Annotated in this window: 15 protein-coding genes and 1 other RNA gene; 12 read left to right on the top strand and 4 right to left on the bottom strand. The window is 63.7% G+C overall.

The genetic code is table 11. The annotated features are described in order from the left end of the window. Positions 1–15: 15 nt before the first annotated feature. The 3 genes from P9272_RS10975 to P9272_RS10965 are packed head-to-tail and all read right to left on the bottom strand — an operon-like array spanning position 16 to position 5,634. Positions 16–675: a class I SAM-dependent methyltransferase gene (locus P9272_RS10975; protein ID WP_278160551.1), complete on the bottom strand. Its 660-nt coding sequence runs from the start codon at positions 673–675 to the stop codon at positions 16–18. Beyond that, a complete protein-coding gene (locus P9272_RS10970) occupies positions 672–1,970 on the bottom strand; it encodes a DUF3419 family protein (protein WP_128256378.1) in 1,299 nt (432 codons plus the stop codon). The genes P9272_RS10975 and P9272_RS10970 overlap by 4 nt, the downstream gene beginning before the upstream one ends. 31 nt (positions 1,971–2,001) lie before the next feature. After that, on the bottom strand, positions 2,002–5,634 hold the full coding sequence (locus P9272_RS10965; RefSeq protein ID WP_278160550.1) for a hydantoinase B/oxoprolinase family protein: 3,633 nt from the start codon (positions 5,632–5,634) through the stop codon (positions 2,002–2,004). A 177-nt stretch (positions 5,635–5,811) separates the two neighbouring features. Between P9272_RS10965 and P9272_RS10960 the strand changes: the two genes are divergently transcribed. The 5 genes from P9272_RS10960 (at position 5,812) to rnpB (ending at position 9,200) form a co-directional block, all read left to right on the top strand. Beyond that, positions 5,812–6,018, top strand: coding sequence for a hypothetical protein (locus tag P9272_RS10960; RefSeq protein WP_128256376.1), 207 nt, complete (start codon positions 5,812–5,814; stop codon positions 6,016–6,018). A gap of 291 nt (positions 6,019–6,309) precedes the next feature. Continuing rightward, positions 6,310–7,029: a DnaJ family molecular chaperone gene (locus tag P9272_RS10955; RefSeq protein WP_128256778.1), complete on the top strand. Its 720-nt coding sequence runs from the start codon at positions 6,310–6,312 to the stop codon at positions 7,027–7,029. Next, on the top strand, positions 7,026–7,793 hold the full coding sequence (locus tag P9272_RS10950; RefSeq protein ID WP_278160549.1) for an N-acetylmuramoyl-L-alanine amidase: 768 nt from the start codon (positions 7,026–7,028) through the stop codon (positions 7,791–7,793). The genes P9272_RS10955 and P9272_RS10950 overlap by 4 nt, the downstream gene beginning before the upstream one ends. A gap of 184 nt (positions 7,794–7,977) precedes the next feature. Next, positions 7,978–8,676 carry a transglycosylase SLT domain-containing protein gene (locus tag P9272_RS10945; protein ID WP_278160548.1) on the top strand — a complete coding sequence of 233 codons (699 nt, stop codon included), beginning with the start codon at positions 7,978–7,980 and terminating at the stop codon, positions 8,674–8,676. 128 nt (positions 8,677–8,804) lie between these two features. Then, an RNA gene (gene rnpB / locus P9272_RS10940) (RNase P RNA component class A) lies at positions 8,805–9,200 on the top strand. Positions 9,201–9,297: 97 nt separating this feature from the next. On the opposite strand, the gene P9272_RS10935 is transcribed toward rnpB, so the two are convergent. Next, positions 9,298–10,413 (bottom strand): cystathionine gamma-lyase, encoded by a 1,116-nt coding sequence (locus P9272_RS10935; protein WP_278160547.1) that lies wholly within the window; start codon positions 10,411–10,413, stop codon positions 9,298–9,300. A gap of 401 nt (positions 10,414–10,814) precedes the next feature. Here P9272_RS10935 and mraZ point away from each other — a divergent pair, with 401 nt between their 5' ends. From mraZ to mraY, 7 genes are read left to right on the top strand one after another with little or no spacing between them, the layout of a single operon-like run. Further along, positions 10,815–11,273 carry a division/cell wall cluster transcriptional repressor MraZ gene (mraZ, locus tag P9272_RS10930; RefSeq protein ID WP_128256372.1) on the top strand — a complete coding sequence of 153 codons (459 nt, stop codon included), beginning with the start codon at positions 10,815–10,817 and terminating at the stop codon, positions 11,271–11,273. Then, on the top strand, positions 11,270–12,286 hold the full coding sequence (gene rsmH, locus P9272_RS10925; protein WP_128256371.1) for a 16S rRNA (cytosine(1402)-N(4))-methyltransferase RsmH: 1,017 nt from the start codon (positions 11,270–11,272) through the stop codon (positions 12,284–12,286). Before mraZ ends, rsmH begins: the two co-directional genes overlap by 4 nt. A 4-nt stretch (positions 12,287–12,290) precedes the next feature. After that, the gene (locus P9272_RS10920; RefSeq protein WP_128256370.1) at positions 12,291–12,686 is read left to right on the top strand and encodes a hypothetical protein; all 396 of its coding nucleotides are present in this window, start codon (positions 12,291–12,293) and stop codon (positions 12,684–12,686) included. Further along, positions 12,683–14,407, top strand: a complete 1,725-nt coding sequence (locus P9272_RS10915; RefSeq protein WP_278160546.1) for a penicillin-binding protein 2 — start codon at positions 12,683–12,685, stop codon at positions 14,405–14,407. The genes P9272_RS10920 and P9272_RS10915 overlap by 4 nt, the downstream gene beginning before the upstream one ends. 53 nt (positions 14,408–14,460) lie before the next feature. Continuing rightward, the gene (locus tag P9272_RS10910; protein ID WP_278160545.1) at positions 14,461–15,915 is read left to right on the top strand and encodes a UDP-N-acetylmuramoyl-L-alanyl-D-glutamate--2,6-diaminopimelate ligase; all 1,455 of its coding nucleotides are present in this window, start codon (positions 14,461–14,463) and stop codon (positions 15,913–15,915) included. Further along, on the top strand, positions 15,912–17,345 hold the full coding sequence (locus P9272_RS10905) for a UDP-N-acetylmuramoylalanyl-D-glutamyl-2,6-diaminopimelate--D-alanyl-D-alanine ligase (protein WP_278160544.1): 1,434 nt from the start codon (positions 15,912–15,914) through the stop codon (positions 17,343–17,345). Before P9272_RS10910 ends, P9272_RS10905 begins: the two co-directional genes overlap by 4 nt. Positions 17,346–17,371: 26 nt before the next feature. Further along, positions 17,372–18,454: a phospho-N-acetylmuramoyl-pentapeptide-transferase gene (mraY, locus tag P9272_RS10900; protein WP_128256366.1), complete on the top strand. Its 1,083-nt coding sequence runs from the start codon at positions 17,372–17,374 to the stop codon at positions 18,452–18,454. Positions 18,455–18,464: the final 10 nt, after the last annotated feature.

Raw genomic sequence — 18,464 nt, 5'->3', positions numbered from 1 at the left:
TAGCGCTTGCTATTTTCAGGATCCGATCACGCCCAGATATGCATAGCCGCGATAAAGCGTTCTGAACCGAAAAGTCGCGCCGGCGCGCTCGGATTCCGATTCAAGCACGTCGCGCATCAAGGCGCGCGGTGTGACATGGAATTTCCCAAGCCAGCCGCGCAAGAGCGCGCGGAACCAGCGCGGCAGTCCCTCCTGCTGGCCGAAATCGACGACGTGCAGCGAGCCGCCCGGCGCAAGCGCGGCCAGCGCCGCCGATACAGTCTTTTCCCAGCCGGGGATCATCGACAGCGAATAGGACACGAAGACGCGGTCGAAATGCTCGACGCCGAACAACGCCTTGGCGTCGAAATCGGTGGCGTCGCCGCGCGCCAGTTTGACCTTGCCGGAGAGACCTTCGCGAGCGATGACGGCATTGGCCGTCTCCAACATCTCGGCCGAGATATCGAGGCCGAAGAAGTGAGCGCTGGGGTAGTGGCGGACGGCAAGCACGATGTTGCGGCCAGTTCCGCAGCCGAGCTCCAGCACGGTGCAGCCCTGCGGCACATCCAGCCCGTCGATCAGCCGGTCGCGGCCGAGAAGGTAGTATTTTCGGGTCAGGTCGTAGATGTGGCGCTGCCAGCGGTAGACGCCGTCCATCAGTTCGGCATGGCTGGCCGGCAGCTCCGTCGTGCTCATGCGGCGCGCTTCACGTAGAGGTGGAAGCCGCCATAGATCGCCGAGCGGTCCTTTGCGGAGAATTCGCGCGAGGCGTCGGCCTCATACGTCCACTGGTCGAGCAGCGAGCTGGAAACGCGGCCGGGCAACAGGGTGGGCTCGGCCGCGGTGCGGAAGATAACGCGAGCGCCCACGGAAGCCGTGCGCGTGATCTCGGTCCACAGCGCGTTGAGCAGGTCGTCGGTCATCCAGTCCTGCGCATCGAGCAAGACGAAACGGTCGACGCTGCCGGCGCCCTTGGCGCCCAGGAACTTGATCAGGTTGGCGTGGTGGATGGCGACGCGATCGATGTTGTCGCGGATCGTCTTGTAATTGTGCTGTTCCAGATAGGCAGGCAGCGCCGCCTCGCCAGGCTGCGGATAGCGGCGGGCGAAGGCCTGCCAGGCGAAATAATTGTTCCTCAGCGGGAAGTCGCAAGCGAGCTTTTCCAGCCGCGCCTTGAGCACGCTTGCCATCGAGCCGTCGCCGGAGGTGATGAGCGAGTCGTATTGCGCTGGCGGGATGCCGAGGCCGAACAGAGAAGCCTTGCGCGAAGTCGCCCAGCGCAAGAGCTTCTTGTCGAAGACGGGGGCCAGTTCCTCGTTGAAGAAGCGGCGCTGCTCGCCGATGTTCTGAGCCTTCATGATGCCGGCCGGGTCGACGCCAAATAGTTTGCCGACGCGATGGCCCATGGCGATGAAGAGGCCGAGCAGGCCGGTCTGGTAGAAGTTGCGGTCGAAGACCGAGATGCGGCGGCGGCCGCGCCAGTTGCGGCGCTCCCAGTAATGGCGGCTGACCGGATCGAGATGCGGCGCGATGAAGCGGTCGTACGCATCGGAATTGTGACTGGTGTCGGTGGCGCCGAAGAAGCGGAAGAGGTCACCCTGCGACGGCAGGTGGCGCACCGCCTCCAGCTTCATCCTGTTCAGCGCGATGTGCGCGGCGTTGAGATCGACGGCATCGATCCGGGCCGGCGAGCGGGTCAGGTAGGCCAGGATGTTGCAGCCCCCCGAGGCGATCGTGACGACGCGGTGACCAGAGCCCAACTGCATGGCCTCCATGTCGACATCCGGGTCCTCCCAGATCTGCGGATAGACCAGGCCGGAGAACAGGAAGGCGAAGAGCCGCTCGGAAATGCCGTCCTTCGACAATGCCCGGTTCTGATAGACGGCCTTTCCGACTTCCTTGCCTCGACGATAAACGAGTTCTCCGGATACGTCCGACATGGAAAGGTGATTCCCCGTTTGCGTTGGCGCAAGCGGGTAGCGCAGCGTCATGACAGGCAGGTGACAGGCTGTTGACGGCGACTCACGCCTTTCCGAATGCTCCGGGCGTCGGCGTGGTGACGATGACGGCTTCGCCGGCGTCGAGCCTGGTCTGGTCGCAGGCCTTCAGGACGTCAATCGAGCCGTCATTGCGCCTGACCTTGGTCGAGCCGGCCTCGCCGTCGCCGCCGCCTTCGAGACCCTGGGGCGGCCGGTTGCGGTGCGAGGACAGGATCGCGCATTCCATCTTCTCGAGAAAACGGATGGTGCGCCTGGTGCCGTCGCCGGCATTCCACTTGCCCTTGCCGCCGGAGCCCTCGCGGATGTGGAAATCTTCCAGCACGACGGGGAAGCGCAGTTCCAGCACCTCGGGGTCGGTGAGGCGCGAGTTGGTCATGTGGGTGTGGACTCCGGAGGTGCCGGCGAAGCCGCGGCCCGAATTCATCCGGCCGGCCGGCGAGCCGGAGCAGATCGTCTCGTAATACTGGTATTTCCTGTTGCCGAAGGTGAGGTTGTTCATCGTGCCTTGCGCGTTGGCCATGGCGCCCATCGCGCCGAACAGCGCATTGGTGACATGCTGCGAGGTCTCGACATTGCCGGCGACGACAGCGGCAGGGTAGGCTGGCTTCAGCATCGAGCCGTCGGGGATGACGATGTTGATCGGCCTGAGGCACCCGGCATTCATCGGGATCATGTCCTCGACCATGACGCGGAAGGCATAGAGCACGGCGGCGCGGGCGACCGGCTCCGGCGCGTTGAAATTGTTCTTCATGACGGGCGAGGTGCCGGTGAAATCGACGCTTGCCTCGCGCTTTTGCCGGTCGACGCTGATCTTCACTTTGATCACCTGGCCGGTGTCGGTCGGGTATTCGTAAGCCGCGCTGTCGGGGAGCCGCTCGATCACGCGCCGCACGCTCTCGGCGGCATTGTCCTGGACATGGCCCATATAGGCTTCCACGACATCGAGGCCGAAATGCGCGACCATCTTGCGCAGTTCCGCCACACCCTTCTCGTTGGCGGCGATCTGCGCCTTGAGATCGGCAATGTTCTGGGCGGGATTGCGGGCAGGGTAGGGATGATCGGTAAGGAGCGTCTCCAGCTCCTTCTCGCGGAAGCGGCCGCGATCGACGATGCGAAAATTGTCGAACAGCACGCCTTCCTCATCGACCGTTGCCGCCAGCGGCGTCATCGAGCCGGGCGCAGTGCCGCCGACATCGGCGTGATGGCCGCGCGAGGCCGCCCAGAACAAGATCTCGTTCTGCGCATCGTCGAAGACAGGCGTCACCACCGTGATGTCGGGCAGATGCGTGCCGCCATTATAGGGCGCGTTTAGCGCGAAGACGTCGCCCGGATGGATGTCGCCGGAATTCAGGCGGATGACGGTCTCGACGGAACGGTCCATGGAGCCCAGATGCACCGGCATGTGCGGCGCATTGGCGACCAGCGCGCCATGGCGGTCGAACACGGCGCAGGAGAAATCGAGCCGTTCCTTGATGTTCACTGAATACGCGGTGTTCTGCAGCGTCACGCCCATCTGCTCGGCGATCGACATGAAGAGGTTGTTGAACACCTCCAGCATCACTGGATCGGCCTCGGTGCCGAGTGCCGCGGCACGTGCTTTCCGTTCCGTGCGGCGGATCACGACGTGATTGAGACCGGTGATTTCGGCGCGCCAGCCAGGCTCGACGACGATGGTCTGGTTCGGCTCGATGATCAGCGCGGGTCCAGCGACCGTGTCGGACGGCCGCAAGTTTTCACGCCGGTAGACGCCGGCTTCGTGCCAGCGGCCCTCGGTATAGATGCGCCGGCTTTCCGAAGGCTTGGGCTCGACTCCTGCCAGTCCGGCAGGGGCGGAGGCTTCAGCCTTGTCCTGTCGGGCGGCTTCCATGCCTTCGACGGCGACGGTCTCGACGATGATCAGCTTGTCGTCATAGACGAATCCGAACTGCGCCTTGTGCGCTGCCTCGAAGTCGCTTCTGGCGCGGAAGATCGAGCCATGCTCGAAATTGACCGGCAGAGCCGTATCGGTACCGTCATAGCGGATATGCAGCACTGGTCTGGTCGAAACCACGTCCTCGGCGATGCCTTGCTCGCCGAGCTCGGCGATGACGTCGCCGCGCAAAGCCGCAATGAGTGCCTCGATCGCCGGGCGGGATTCCTCGGCGAGCGGCTGCAGCAGACCCTGTTGGCGCGAGGCGAAGACCGACGAGAGGCCGATGCCGTAAGCCGAAAGCAGGCCGGAAAATGGATGGATCAGCACCGCTTCCATGCCGAGCGCGTCGGCGACGAGGCAGGCATGCTGGCCGCCGGCGCCGCCGAAACAGTTGAGCAGATATTCGGTGACATCGTAGCCGCGCTGCACCGAGATCTTCTTGATGGCGTTGGCCATGTTCTCGACGGCGATGGTGACGAAGCCTTCGGCGACCGCCTCGGGTGTCCGGCCGTCGCCGATCTGGGCGGCAAGTGCGGTGAATTTCTCGCGAACCGTGCCGACGTCCAGCGGCTGGTCCTGGCCTGCGCCGAAGATCGCCGGGAAGAAATCGGGCTGTAATTTGCCCAGCATGACGTTGGCATCGGTAACGGCGAGCGGGCCGCTGCGCCGGTAAGCGGCGGGGCCTGGATTGGCGCCGGCGGAATCCGGGCCGACGCGGAAGCGGCCGGCTTCATAATGCAGGATCGAGCCGCCGCCGGCGGCGACGGTGTGGATGCGCATCATGGGCGCTCGGATGCGCACGCCGGCGACCTCGGTGTCGAAGGCGCGCTCATATTCGCCATCATAATGGGCGACGTCGGTCGAGGTGCCGCCCATATCGAAGCCGATGACCTTGTTGAAGCCGGCCAGCTTCGCCGTCTCGACCATACCGACGACGCCGCCGGCCGGGCCGGACAGCAGCGCGTCCTTGCCCTGGAACATGTCGGCGGCGGTGAGGCCGCCCGACGACATCATGAACATCAGACGTGGACCAGCGCCCAGTTCGCCGGCCACCCGACGCACATAGCGCGACAGGATCGGCGACAGATAAGCGTCCACCACGGTGGTGTCGCCGCGGCCGACCAGCTTGATCAGCGGCGACACCTCGTGGGAGACCGATATCTGGCCGAAACCGATCTTGCGGCAGACTTTTGCCACGGCTTTTTCGTGGTCGGGATACTTCCAGGCATGCATGAAGACGATGGCGACCGCTTCGATGCCGTCGGCCTTCGCCTGTTCGATCGCCGGGCGGCAGGCGGCAATGTCGAGCAACCGCTCGACGCAGCCGTCGGCGCGCACGCGTTCATCGACCTCGATCACCCGCTCATAGAGTTGCTCAGGCAGGATGATTTCCTTGGCGAAGATGTCCGGCCTCGCCTGGTACGCGATGCGCAACGCGTCGCGAAAACCCTTGCTGATGAGCAGCAGCACACGGTCGCCCTTGCGCTCGAGCAGCGCGTTGGTAGCAACGGTCGTGCCCATTTTGACGTCGCCGATCGCGTCGGCGGAAATGGCAGCGCCAGCCTTCAAACCCAGCAGGTCGCGGATGCCCTGGATGGCGGCGTCCGCATAAGCCTCGGGATTCTCGGACAGGAGTTTTCGAGGATGTAGGCGGCCTTGCGGATCACGGCCGATGATGTCGGTGAAGGTGCCGCCGCGGTCGATCCAAAAATCCCATTTCTGAGTTTCCGCGGCTGCCGGCATTCTCTCTACCCATCATGTCTTCGAGCGTATGTTCTGTTAGTTCGGGATTTCGGCGCCAGCAATTGCAAGTTGATGTTACACATCGAAATGCAACGTTACGAAACCGGCGAGCCTGCTGATGCATTTCCCGTGCGACCGCTCACCGAAACGTGAGCGTTCTGTTGAAGGAGAGATACCATGAAGAAGCTCATCTTGGCGTCTGTTTCGGCGCTCGCCCTGCTGGGGGTCGCGGCTTGCAGCGACAGTGGCACCGATAAGACCACCACCCAGAGCACCAATCCGCCGGCCAGCGAGCAGCCGATGAAGCCTGCTTCGCCCGACGCCTCGAAGCCCGCTGAACCGGCTCCGGCAACAAAACCGGCTCCTGCCGCGCCAGCGCAGTAAGAGCCGACCAATAGGTTCGAGGAAGGCCGGCACTGCCGGCCTTCCAGATTGATTACAAACCCCTCGATCTTTGGCGGCGGTCAAATCGAGGGGTTTTGATTCCGATCGGTTCACGATGTGAATCTGTGACATTCCGGGAATCTGAGGCCATTTGCCCCGCTGGAGGTTTGTCACCGGCCTGAGGCCGGCACTGCCGGCCTTCTTCTTGCACCATCGATCCCGAAGCTCGCCGATCACCTGCGGCATTGTCCAGGCTTGATAGAACCGCCCGGTTCGCTCTATGAAGCCGGCATGTCGATTTGGGACCGCCTTGGCGACTTCATCGCTCGTGTTTCGTCGTCGGCGTCCTCGGGTGTCGCGGATGTCGTGGAAGCTGTGCGCACCGTGTTTTCTGGAGACCCGGACCTGCGCCGGCGCGTAGCCTTCTCGGTGGCCATGATTGCGCTCTCCGCCAAGATGGCCAAGGCCGACGGCATCGTTACGCAGGACGAAGTGCGCGCCTTCCAGGAAATCTTCGAGGTGCCGCCGAGCGAGACACGCAATGTGGCGCGGCTTTACGACATCGCCAAGCAGGATGTAGCGGGGTTCGAGATCTATGCCCAGCGCATGGCGCAGCTCTGCGGCTCCGGCCATGCAAACTGCATGATGCTGGAAGACATCCTGGACGGCTTGTTCCACATCGCCAAGGCGGATGGCCTCATCCATGAGCAGGAGGGGCAATTCCTGCATCGGATCGCGGAGATTTTTCGGATCGACGAGGTGCATTACGAGGCGATCCTGTCGCGACATGTCGATCTTGGCGCCGCCGATCCCTACGTCGTTCTGGGGATCGAGCGGGGCAAGCCGTTCGAGGAAATCAGGAAACGCTATCGCAAGCTGATCTCGGACAATCATCCCGACCGGCTGATCGCGCGCGGGCTGCCGCAGGAATTCATCAAGATCGCCACGACCAGGGTCGCCGCGATCAATGCCGCCTATGAGATGATCGAGCGGGGCCTCAGGCACGCATGAGCGGTTTTCTGCCCGACCAGCCGGGCGCCGAGGTCCGGGTCTCGCCCAATTTCGGCCCGCGCCGCGACACGCTTCGACCCGACATGATCGTGCTGCACTATACCGGCATGGCGAGCGGCGCCGGCGCCGAGGCGTGGCTGTGCGATCCGTCAAGCGAGGTGTCATCGCACTACCTTGTTCATGAGGATGGCCATGTCGTGCAAATGGTGCGCGAGAGCGATCGCGCCTGGCATGCCGGCAAGAGTTCCTGGCTCGGGCGAACCGACATCAACTCCTGCTCGGTCGGCATAGAGATCGTCAATCCCGGGCACACGCTGGGCTACAGGGCCTTCCCGCGACGGCAGATCGGCGCCGTGATCGAGTTGTGCGCGGGTATTGCGGGGCGCCATTCCATTCCCGCGCCAAGGGTGCTCGCCCATTCGGACGTGGCGCCGGGCCGCAAGGTCGATCCGGGCGAGAAATTCCCCTGGAAGGCGCTGTTCGCAGCCGGTGTCGGTCACCTCGTGCCCGCGGCGCCTATAAAGGCGGGCGCTGCGCTGAAGGCCGGCGATGCCGGCCCCGATGTCGAGGCGCTGCAATCGATGCTGGCGCTCTATGGCTATGGTGTCGAGATATCGGGCGTCTATGATCGGCAGACGGAAATCGTCGTGGCGGCCTTCCAGCGACATTTTCGCCGACGGCTGGTTGACGGCGTGGCGGACAGTTCGACGATCTACACACTGCAGAGGCTCCTGGCTTCCGTACAGGAAGCTCCCGTCAAATAATCGCGCCGGGATCCTTAAATTACAATCTGTCACTCAAAGTGAATTGCGCCGCCTTCATTGCCGCCAATTCCGCCGCCAAATGCCTCTCCCGCAAGTCGTCGGGTGTCTATCCCCTGGATGATCCGATGTTGAATTGGCGCAGCCGTGTGAAGTTCTTCGCGCGGTTCTAACAGAACAGGACTACATGCAAAGATTGACCGTTGTGGCGGCAGCTGTTGCTGCCGGAGTGATAAGTTTTGCCTTCAACCAGGCCGACAGTGCCCCGCTGAGCCCCAGGGCGGACAATGGCTTCGCAGCCGCCGCGCCAAAAGCAGTCTCGAGCGCTAAAACAGCAAAACCCGCCCGGGCTGCTCCGGCAAGGGTTCAGAAGGCCGCCGCAGCCCGGGTGACAAAATCGACGGCCAAACGCGCCACGCGCGGCAGGAAGGCTGTCGATCTCACCACAACGGCCTCGATCCAGCCTACCAAGATCGCTGAGGTAACCCCTGCAGCCGGCGACGGCCAGTATTCGGCGATCATTGCCCGCTATGCCGCCAGCTATGGCGTGCCGGTGTCCCTGGCCAAGGCCGTCATCAAGATCGAGAGCAATTATCGGCCGAACATGGTCGGCGGCGCCGGCGAGATCGGCCTGATGCAGATCAAGCCGGCGACGGCCCGCATGATGGGTTATGCCGGTTCGGCCAAAGGATTGTTCGATCCCGACACCAACATAAAATACGGCATGAAGTACCTCGCCATGGCGCGGGACCTCGGCGGCGGCACCACCTGCGGCACGATCCTCAAATACAATGCGGGTCATGGCGCGACGCGGATGAATCCTGTTTCGGCCGCCTATTGCAGCAAGGTCAAGGTGCAGATGGTGGCGCTGGGCTCGCCGGCCTGAGCTCACTCATCGCGGTGGATTTGGGCAACGCGCGCTTTGTGCAGTTCGTTGCTCCAAACCGCCGCGCATTTGGCACTATGCGCTTTTTCGTTTGCGTTTTCAGGCGGGATTCCCTTTATACGCGCTTGCCAGCTGGCCGGGCGGTCGCGCTCGCGAGAACCGAAAGGTTGCGGGTGAGGAAAGTCCGGGCTCCATGGAGACACGGTGCCGGCTAACGGCCGGCGGGGGCGACCCCAGGGAAAGTGCCACAGAAAGCAAACCGCCGCGGCATTGCCGCGGCAAGGGTGAAAGGGTGGGGTAAGAGCCCACCGCGCGACTGGCAACAGGAGCGGCACGGCAAACCCCACCGGGAGCAAAACCGAATAGGGGCGGTGCGAGGGGAAACCTTCGAGGGCTGTTTCCGGCCCACCGTCCGGGTAGGTTGCGTGAGGCGCGTGGCAACATGCGCCCAAGATGAATGGCCGCCACGTTCTCGCCGCAAGGCGAGGGCCATACAGAACCCGGCTTACAGGCCAGCTGGCATTTTTCTCGTCACAATAGCTGAACGGGATCAGGAGGTTACGCTGACAGGCGGGTCCTCTGATTCAAGGTGAGAGGCATCTGGCGTGGGCGGAGGATTGCTCAACCAGCGACCTTGTCCAGCGACGCCTCGATTGCCTTCCAAAGTTCCTCGACCGGCTCGCAGCCGATCGCGAGGCGAACGAAGCCCGGCGGCACGGCGTCGCCGCGTTTCGAGCGTCGCTCGGCCGATGTATGCACGCCTCCGAAGGACGTTGCCGATTCAATCAGCGCGCAGTTGTCGATGAATGCCTCTGCCTCTTCTTCCGAGGCAAGCTCGAAGGAAATCAGGAAGCCGAAGCGTTCCATCTGGGCGCGCGCCAGATTGTGCGAGACATCGCCTTCAAGCCCGGGAAAGCGCAGGCCGCTGACCGCACGATGGTCTTTCAGGCGCCGCGCGATCGTTTCGGCCGACGAGCACATGCGGTCGAACCGCACTTCCAACGTCTCGAGGCCGCGGTGGACCAGCCATGCCTCGAACGGGCCGGGGATGCCGCCGGCCGTCTCGCGCCAATCCTTCACCCTGGCGATTATGTCGGGATCTCGGCTGGCGACATGGCCGAAAAGAACGTCGGAATGGCCGTTGATGGCTTTGGTATCGGCCGAGACCACGATGTCTGCGCCTAAATCAAGCGGGCGCTGGCCGAAGGGAGTCATCGCCGTGTTGTCGACAATCAAGATACCTCCTTGCCCATGGACGGCCTTGGCTACGGCGGTGATGTCGCAGATGTCCAGCCGCGGGTTCGACGGACTTTCGACAAAAACCGCCCGGTAGCCGGCGAAACCGCCGTCGAGCATGCTTGCCGTCGGCCGCACCTCGTAGGCGACGCCGAGCGGTTTCAGGAAACGCTCGGCCAGCGCACGCGTCGTGTGATAGCCGTCCGACGGCAAGAGGATACGGTCGCCCGATTTGACGAGCGCGAAGAGAGCTGCGGAAATCGCCCCCATGCCCGATGGAAAGATGATGCATTGCGCATCTTCCAGATGGCCAAGCGCGTGCTCGACCGCATGCCAGGTCGGGTTGCTGAAGCGGCCATATTGATCGAAGCCCGTCGCGTCGCCCGGCGCGTGGAAGATCGATGCCATGGTCAGCGGCAGAGGGATCGGATCCCCCTTGGCGAAATCGCGGCTGCGCAAATGGGCAAGCGCCGCAGCGCGGGACTTCGCTGTTTCGGACATCAGGCTTCATCCCTCCGGCTGAATAAGAAATTGCCCGTGACGCTATGCGTGCCGGCTGTTCCCGGCAAGCAGCGTCCTTTTGGGCCAGAAGGCTCTAAACGCTTCGTTAGGCTTAATGGAGGATAAAGACGAGACGTGCCTTCAGCCTGCGCTTTCCGGTTGTGGTCCGCATGTTTGTGATGCCTGTTCCCGTTGACGCCCATAGCACCCCATGATATCCCATTTACATCATCAAGCTTTCGTTCCGCGTCAGGGTGAAGCGTACGCCTATCGGGCAGCCGCGGCGGCTGTGCGTTTGCCGGTTTTCACCCCGGTGAATGAAGCGATTTGCCGCGAGTGCGGCGAGGGCGCGGAGAACAACATGGGAAGGGGTGCGGCGGCGGAAGCGGCTGTAGCGTTCATTGGACCGATTTCTGTCAAATGCGGTGAACAGGATCGATGCGAAGGGGCGGGTCTCCGTTCCGGCGCATTTCCGCGCGGTGGTCCAGAAACGCGGCTATTCGGAGCTTTACGCGCTGCGCTGCCTGGACCTGCCGGCTATGGATGTCGGCGGGCTCGACCTGCTCGACCGCTACGAGCAGCGGATCGCGCTGGAGGATCCCTTTCTGCAGACGGCGGACGACATGTCGTTCTTCTGCCATGGCGACGGGACGTTCCTGAGGCTCGACCAGGACGGCCGCATCACCATGACCGACTTCATCCGCGAGCATACGGGCATCTCGAACGAGGTGGCCTTTGTCGGTCGCGGCAACTTCTTTCAGATCTGGGAGCCGGGACGGCTTTCCGCCTATGGGGCACAGGCGCGCGCCAGGCTTTTGCAGCTTCGGCAGGGGACGAAGCCCGGGGAGCGATCGGAATGATGGCTGGCCACGGCGATGATCCTCACGCCGTTGGCGGACCGGCCCGCCACATTCCGGTCCTCCTTGCCGAGGTGCTCGACGCGCTTGCGCCGAACGCTGGCGAGACGATCGTCGACGGGACGTTCGGCGCCGGCGGCTACACCAGCGCGATCCTCGGTCGTGGCGCTTCCGTCGTTGCCATCGACCGCGACCCGGACGCAATCGCGGCGGGCAGGGCGCTCGAAGAACAGGCCGGCGGCCGGCTGAGGCTTGTCCAGGCGCCGTTCTCGACGCTGGACGAGCATGTCGAAGGCGCCGACGGCGTGGTGCTCGACATCGGCGTTTCCTCCATGCAACTCGACCAGGCGGAGCGCGGCTTTTCTTTTCGCGCCGATGGGCCGCTCGACATGCGCATGGCGCAGTCGGGGCTTTCTGCCGCCGACGTCGTCAACACGTTCAAGGCCGGTGACCTTGCCCGCATCTTCGGCTTTCTCGGCGAGGAGCGCCATGCCGGCCGCATAGCGCGCATGATCGAAAGCCGGCGCGAGAAGAGACCTTTCGAGCGCACGCTCGATCTCGCCGACGCCATCGAAACACATATCGGACGCGGACCCAAGGACAAGATCCATCCGGCCACGCGTGTCTTCCAGGCGTTGCGCATTTTCGTCAATGACGAGCTTGGCGAGCTTGCAAGGGCGCTGTTCGCAGCCGAGCGGGTGCTGAAGCCCGGTGGTCGGCTTGCCGTTGTGACCTTCCACTCCCTGGAAGACCGCATCGTCAAGCGCTTCATCGCCGACCGTTCCGAAGCCGCCAGCGGCTCGCGACACATGCCAGACGCGCCCCAGCGCGCCGCGACCTTCCGCAAGGCTGGCGGCGGCGTGACGCCGGGGCAGGCCGAGATTGCAGCCAACCCGCGAGCGCGCTCCGCCAGGCTGCGCGCTGCGACGCGGACCGAAGCGCCGGCGCGCGCAGGTGATTTTTCGATTTTCGGCCTTCCAAAGCTTCCCGCCGTCGAACGGCCGGGAGAGAGGTGAGCACGTGTTTCGTACCAGCGACATAGTCCTGATCGCCGTCATGGTCTCGGCCGCGGCCCTGACCTACAAGACCAAGCGCGAGGCCGAGGAGCAACTGGCGGCCGTGCAGAAGATCCAGGCGCAGATCCGCTACGAGGAAGACACGATCGATCTCCTCAAGGCGGATTGGAGCCTGCTCACCCAGCCATCGCGGCTGCAGAAGCTTGCTGACGTCTACAAGAGCCAACTCGGGCTCGAACCGGTCGGCGCCCGCCAGATCGGCGGCCTTGACGACATCCCCGTGAAGCCGGTGACCATCGAGGATCTCTCCTCGCAGCGGCTGGGCGGCATGGCCGACAATTCCGGCAATGGACCTGCGGACGATAAGGATCCGGTCGTCACGGGGAGCACGGTGCAATGATCAGCAGGCTTCCTAGGATCGGTGACCTGCCGAAGCGTCGGAAGAAGACCGCCGAGGATGGCTCGATCGTCGTCGATGCGGCGCGCAAGGCGACTGGCGGCAAGGCCAGGACCCGCATCGTCATGACGATGGCTGTGTTCTTCACCCTCTATTCGACGATTGCCGGCCGGCTTGTCTATCTCGGCCTGCAGGATCCGGACCTGTCGGACGGTCCGCAGAGCAGGGTTACCGCATCGCGTCCCGATATCGTCGACCGCAACGGCGAAGTGCTGGCGACCGACATCAAGACTGCGTCGCTGTTCGCCGAGCCGCGGCGCATCGTCGATGCCGACGAAGCGATCGAGAAATTGTCGACCGTGCTGCCGGAGATCGACTACGAGCAGACCTATCGCAAGCTCAAGAGCGGCGCCGGCTTCGTCTGGCTGCAGCGCCAACTGACGCCGAAGCAGCAGGCCGACATCATGGCGCTGGGCGTCCCCGGCCTCGGCTTCCGCACTGAGAAGCGCCGCTTCTATCCGAGCGGCGAGACCTCGTCCTATATCGTCGGCCTGACCAATATCGACAACCAAGGCATCTCCGGCATGGAGAAGTATATCGACGAGCAGGGGCTGAGCGACCTGCAGGCGTCGGGGCTTGCCGTCGCCAAGGACCTCAAGCCTGTCAGGCTTTCGATCGATCTGCGCGTCCAGCATGTGGTGCGTGACGAGATCGCCGCCGGCCTGGAGCGTTATCGCGCCATGGGCGCCGGCGCCGTCGTGCTGAACATCAAGACGGGCGAAGTGGTGGCGATGGCCTCGGTGCCGGACTTCGATCCGAACAACCCCTACAATGCCCAGGACAAGGACCGGCTGAACCGCATGTCGGCGGGCCTCTATGAGATGGGCTCGACCTTCAAGAGCTTCACCTCGGCGATGGCGCTCGATTCCGGCAAGGCGACGATGAACAGCCGCTTCGACGCATCGCATCCGATCCGGGTCGGCCATCAGGCCATTCACGATTTCCACGGCAAGAACCGCGTGCTGTCGCTGCCGGAGGTGTTCCTCTATTCATCCAACATCGGCTCAGCCAGGGAGGCGGAGCTCGTCGGCATCGAGGGACACCGCGAATTCCTGCATCGCCTTGGCATTCTTGACAGGATGCAGACCGAACTGCCGGAGGTCGCGCGCCCGACCGAGCCAAAGGTCTGGAAACAGGTCAATTCGTTCACTATTGCCTTCGGCCACGGCGTGTCGACGACGCCGTTGCAGGCCGCCGTCGGTTGCGCGGCGCTGATGCAAGGCTATCTGATCGAGCCGACATTCCTGGTCCGCGGCGAGCAGGACGCCATGGCGGCGGCCAAGAGGGTGGTCAGCGACAAGACGGTCGAAGGCATGCGCTATCTCTATATGCTCAACGCAGAGAAGGGTTCGGCCAGAAACGCCAGAGTCCCCGGCTATAGGGTCGGCGGCAAGACCGGAACGGCCGAAAAGGTCATCAACGGCCGTTACTCCAAAGAGTTGAATTTCAACACCTTCGTCGCCGCCTTCCCGATGGACGATCCGCAATTTCTGGTGTTCACAATCGCCGACGCCCCGCATCCGGAAAAGCCCGGCATGACGGACGTCGCCGCCGCCAATGCGGGAGTTATCGCCGGCAACATCATCAGGCGGTCGGCGGCCATGCTTGGCGTGAAGCCAGATTTCAGCCATGAAAATGGTGCAACGCTGGTTTCCTATCAGTGATTCTGGGGCGCGCCGGCAACTGCGCGCTATTTTGTTGCGGTGAGCGGGACTCAATGCATCTAAAAGATCTAGCCGGTGTCCTCCCTGTCGAGGGAACAGCTTCCCGCGATCTGGAGGTTACCGGACTTTCCTCCGATTCCCGTCAGGTAGGACCGGGCGTGGTCTTCTTCGCGCTCGCCGGCAGCAAGGCCGATGGCTCGGCCTATGCCGCCGAGGCCGCCGGCCGGGGTGCCGCTGCAATCGTCACAGGCAAGGGCGCAGCGGTTTCCGGCCTGTCGATCCCGGTTCTTGCTGTTGATGATCCGCGCCATGCGCTGGCCTTCGCGGCCGCACGCTTCTTCGGCCGCCAGCCTGAGACCATGGTCGCCGTCACCGGCACTGCCGGCAAGACATCCGTCGCCGCGTTCACCCGCCAGATCTGGGAGCAGGCGGGATTTGCCGCCGCCTCGATCGGCACGACGGGCGTGGTGGCGCCCGGCCGCAACGAATATGGCTCACTGACGACGCCAGATCCGGTGGCGCTGCACCGGTTGCTCAAGGAACTTGCCGACGCGGGCGTGACCCACGCCTCGATGGAAGCCTCGAGCCACGGCCTCGACCAGCGCCGCCTCGACGGCGTGAAGCTCGCGGCAGGCGCCTTCACAAATCTCGGCCGCGATCACATGGATTATCATCCGACCATCGAGGACTATCACCGCGCCAAGTTGCGCCTGTTCGACACGCTGTTGCCGAAGGGCGCGGCGGCGATCGTCTTTGCCGACGATCCATGGTCGGAACCGACGGTTGATGCTGCAAAGGCGGCGGGCCTCAAGGTCCTGACCGTCGGCCGCCATGGCGACTTCCTGACGCTGAAACGGGTCGAGCATGAGCGCCATCGGCAGCGCGCCGAGGTCGAGGCCGACGGCGTGCTGCACGAGATTGATCTGCCCTTGGCCGGAGACTTCCAGATCGCCAACGCGCTGGTGTCGGCCGGCCTTGCCATCGCGACTGGAACGCCGGCAGGCAAAGCCTTAGCGGCATTGGAGAAATTGAAAGGCGCGCCGGGACGTCTCGACCTCGTCGGCGCCACCGCCGCTGGTGCTCCCGTTTATGTCGACTACGCGCACAAGCCCGACGCGCTGGAAAACGTGCTGACCTCGGTCAGGCCTTTCACCACGGGCCGCGTCATCGTGGTGTTCGGCTGCGGTGGTGATCGCGATCGGGGAAAGAGGCCGATCATGGGCGAGATCGCGACGCGGCTCGCCGATATCGTCATCGTCACGGACGACAATCCGCGCACGGAAGTGCCCGAGACCATCCGCGCGGCCATCCTCGCCTCAGCGCCCGGCGCCATCGAGATCGGCGACCGCCGCAAGGCGATCCATGAGGCAGTCGCGATGCTGCTCGCGGGCGATACGCTGATCGTCGCCGGCAAGGGGCATGAGGAAGGCCAGACCATCGGCGCCCAGACCTTTCACTTCTCCGACCACGAGGAAGTGCGCGATGCACTCAAGGAGCGCGCCGCATGAGCCTGCTCTGGACGTCGGAAGCGCTGGTCGAAGCCATGGGCGGCAGGCCCATCGGCTCGCTGCCGCAAGGCATCACCGGTATTTCGATTGACAGCCGCAGCCTGGAACCGGGAAACGCCTTCTTCGCCATCAAGGGTGAGGCGATGGACGGCCACGATTTCGCGACCGCCGCCGTGAAAGCAGGTGCGGCCGTGCTGGTGGTCGCCGAGGGCAAGCTGCCGTCACTCGGCCGGCTGACGGCGCCGATGATCGTCGTGCAGGATGTGCTTGCGGCCCTGGAGAAGCTCGGCGTTGCTGCACGCGCGCGCTCGAAGGCCAAGATCATCGCGGTCACCGGCTCGGCCGGCAAGACGACCACCAAGGAAGCGCTGCGCCATGTGTTGTCGGCGGTCGGCAAGGTGCACGCCTCGGCGCAGTCGTTCAACAATCATTGGGGTGTGCCGCTGACACTCGCGCGCATGCCGCAGGACTGCGACTACGCGGTCTTCGAGATCGGCATGAACCATCCGGGCGAGATCAGACCGCTGGTCAAGATGGTCAGGCCGCATGTCGCTATCGTGACGATGATTGCTGCTGCCCATCTCGGCTTCTTCAAGAATCTCGACGAGATCGCCATGGCCAAGGCCGAGATTTTCGAAGGGATCGAGCCCGGCGGCGCCGCGCTGCTCAACCGCGACGACCCACGCTGGAAGCTGCTCGGGAAAATGGCGAAAGAGGCCGGCGTCGAGCATGTCTTCGGCTTCGGCGAAAATGCCCGCTCGGCCTTCCGCCTTGTCGCCTGCGAGCTTCATGCCGAGCATTCCGACATTGCTGTCAAGGTCGGCAAGAGGGACCTGTCGGCCCGTGTCGGGGCGCCCGGCCGCCATATCGTGCAGAACGTTCTGGCGGTGCTCGGCGCCGCGCAACTGGTCGGCGCCGACCTCGACAAGGTTGCGGCGGCGCTTGCCGACCTGTCGGCCGAGCGCGGGCGTGGCCGGCGCCATGTCCTCCACCATCCAAACGGGCCGATCACGCTGATCGACGAGAGCTACAACGCAAACCCCGCATCGATGGCGGCGGCTATGGCGCTGCTCAATGCCACGCCGGTATCGGGCGAGGGCCGGCGCGTCGCGGTGCTGGGAGATATGCTGGAGCTTGGCAGCCATTCGGCGAAGCTTCATGCGGCACTGGCCGAACTGATCGTCGGCACCGGCACGCGCAATGTCTTTCTCGGCGGGCCGGAAATGCAGGCGCTGGCCGAGGTTTTGCCTGCCGATGTCCAGACCGAGTACCGGGCAGGCGTCGAGGAACTGAAGCCGATCGTGATCTCCTCGCTGAAGCCCGGCGACGTGGTGATGGTCAAATCGTCGAAGGGCATTGGGTTTTCAAAGCTGGTCGAGGCATTGCTCGGCAAATTTCCGGCCGAAGCCACAAACATTGAACCGACTTGAGGTCGGCTCCGGGGGACCGAAGGACCATGTTCACACTGCTCGTCGATTTCGCGGACAAGATCTCGATCTTCAACGTCTTCCGCTACATCACTTTCCGCACCGGCGGCGCGCTGATCACCTCGGCGCTGATAGTCTTCATCTTCGGGCCGACGATCATCAATTCGCTGCGACTGCGGCAAGGCAAGGGCCAGCCGATCCGCGCCGACGGCCCGCAGACGCATTTCAAGAAGGCTGGAACGCCGACCATGGGCGGGCTGATGATCCTTTGCGGCATCATCGGTTCGTCGCTTTTGTGGGCAAATCTTTCTTCGATCTATGTGTGGGTTGTGCTGCTGGTCACCGTCGGCTTCGGCTCGATCGGTTTCTACGACGACTATCTCAAGGTCACCAAGCAGTCGCATCTGGGCTTCTCCGGCAAGGCGAGGCTGGCGATCGAATTCATCGTCGCGGCAATCGCCGCGTGGGTGATCATGCATAACGGCCAGGCGCCGTTCTCGTCGTCGCTGACCTTCCCTTTCGCCAAGGAGTTCCTGATCAACCTCGGCTGGTTCTTCGTCCCGTTCTCCTGCTTCGTCATCGTCGGCGCCGGCAATGCTGTGAACCTGACCGACGGTCTCGACGGCCTTGCGATCGTGCCGATCATGATCGCGGCGGCGTCTTTCGGCGTCATCGCCTATCTCTCGGGCAACGCGGTCTTCGCCGAATATCTGCAGATCCATTTCGTTCCGGGCACCGGTGAGCTTGCAGTCGTGCTCGGCGCGGTGATCGGCGCCGGCCTCGGCTTCCTCTGGTTCAACGCCCCGCCGGCCGCAATCTTCATGGGCGACACCGGCTCGCTGGCGATGGGCGGGCTGATCGGCACCATCGCCGTCGCAACCAAGCACGAGATCGTGCTGGTCATCGTCGGCGGCCTGTTCGTGGTCGAGATTTTCTCGGTCATCATCCAGGTCGGCTATTTCAAGATGACCGGCAAGCGCGTCTTCCTGATGGCGCCGATCCATCACCATTTCGAAAAGCTCGGCTGGACCGAAAGCCAGGTGGTGATCCGCTTCTGGATCATTGCCGTCATCCTGGCGCTGGTCGGCCTCTCCACCCTCAAGCTCAGATAGGGCCAGCCCG

Source organism: Mesorhizobium sp. WSM4976, assembly GCF_029625685.1.
Lineage (GTDB): Bacteria > Pseudomonadota > Alphaproteobacteria > Rhizobiales > Rhizobiaceae > Mesorhizobium.
Note: the sequence above shows the minus strand (reverse complement) of the source record. Positions and strands in the feature narration are given on the sequence as shown.

Coding starts and splice junctions, on each gene's coding strand:
- P9272_RS10965 (WP_278160550.1), bottom strand. CDS start 5,634: ATGCCGGCAGCCGCGGAAACTCAGAAATGGGATTTTTGGATCGACCGC.
- mraY (WP_128256366.1), top strand. CDS start 17,372: ATGTTCACACTGCTCGTCGATTTCGCGGACAAGATCTCGATCTTCAAC.
- rsmH (WP_128256371.1), top strand. CDS start 11,270: ATGATGGCTGGCCACGGCGATGATCCTCACGCCGTTGGCGGACCGGCC.
- P9272_RS10960 (WP_128256376.1), top strand. CDS start 5,812: ATGAAGAAGCTCATCTTGGCGTCTGTTTCGGCGCTCGCCCTGCTGGGG.
- P9272_RS10975 (WP_278160551.1), bottom strand. CDS start 675: ATGAGCACGACGGAGCTGCCGGCCAGCCATGCCGAACTGATGGACGGC.
- P9272_RS10910 (WP_278160545.1), top strand. CDS start 14,461: ATGCATCTAAAAGATCTAGCCGGTGTCCTCCCTGTCGAGGGAACAGCT.
- P9272_RS10905 (WP_278160544.1), top strand. CDS start 15,912: ATGAGCCTGCTCTGGACGTCGGAAGCGCTGGTCGAAGCCATGGGCGGC.
- P9272_RS10915 (WP_278160546.1), top strand. CDS start 12,683: ATGATCAGCAGGCTTCCTAGGATCGGTGACCTGCCGAAGCGTCGGAAG.
- P9272_RS10955 (WP_128256778.1), top strand. CDS start 6,310: ATGTCGATTTGGGACCGCCTTGGCGACTTCATCGCTCGTGTTTCGTCG.
- P9272_RS10970 (WP_128256378.1), bottom strand. CDS start 1,970: ATGACGCTGCGCTACCCGCTTGCGCCAACGCAAACGGGGAATCACCTT.
- P9272_RS10945 (WP_278160548.1), top strand. CDS start 7,978: ATGCAAAGATTGACCGTTGTGGCGGCAGCTGTTGCTGCCGGAGTGATA.
- P9272_RS10935 (WP_278160547.1), bottom strand. CDS start 10,413: ATGTCCGAAACAGCGAAGTCCCGCGCTGCGGCGCTTGCCCATTTGCGC.
- P9272_RS10950 (WP_278160549.1), top strand. CDS start 7,026: ATGAGCGGTTTTCTGCCCGACCAGCCGGGCGCCGAGGTCCGGGTCTCG.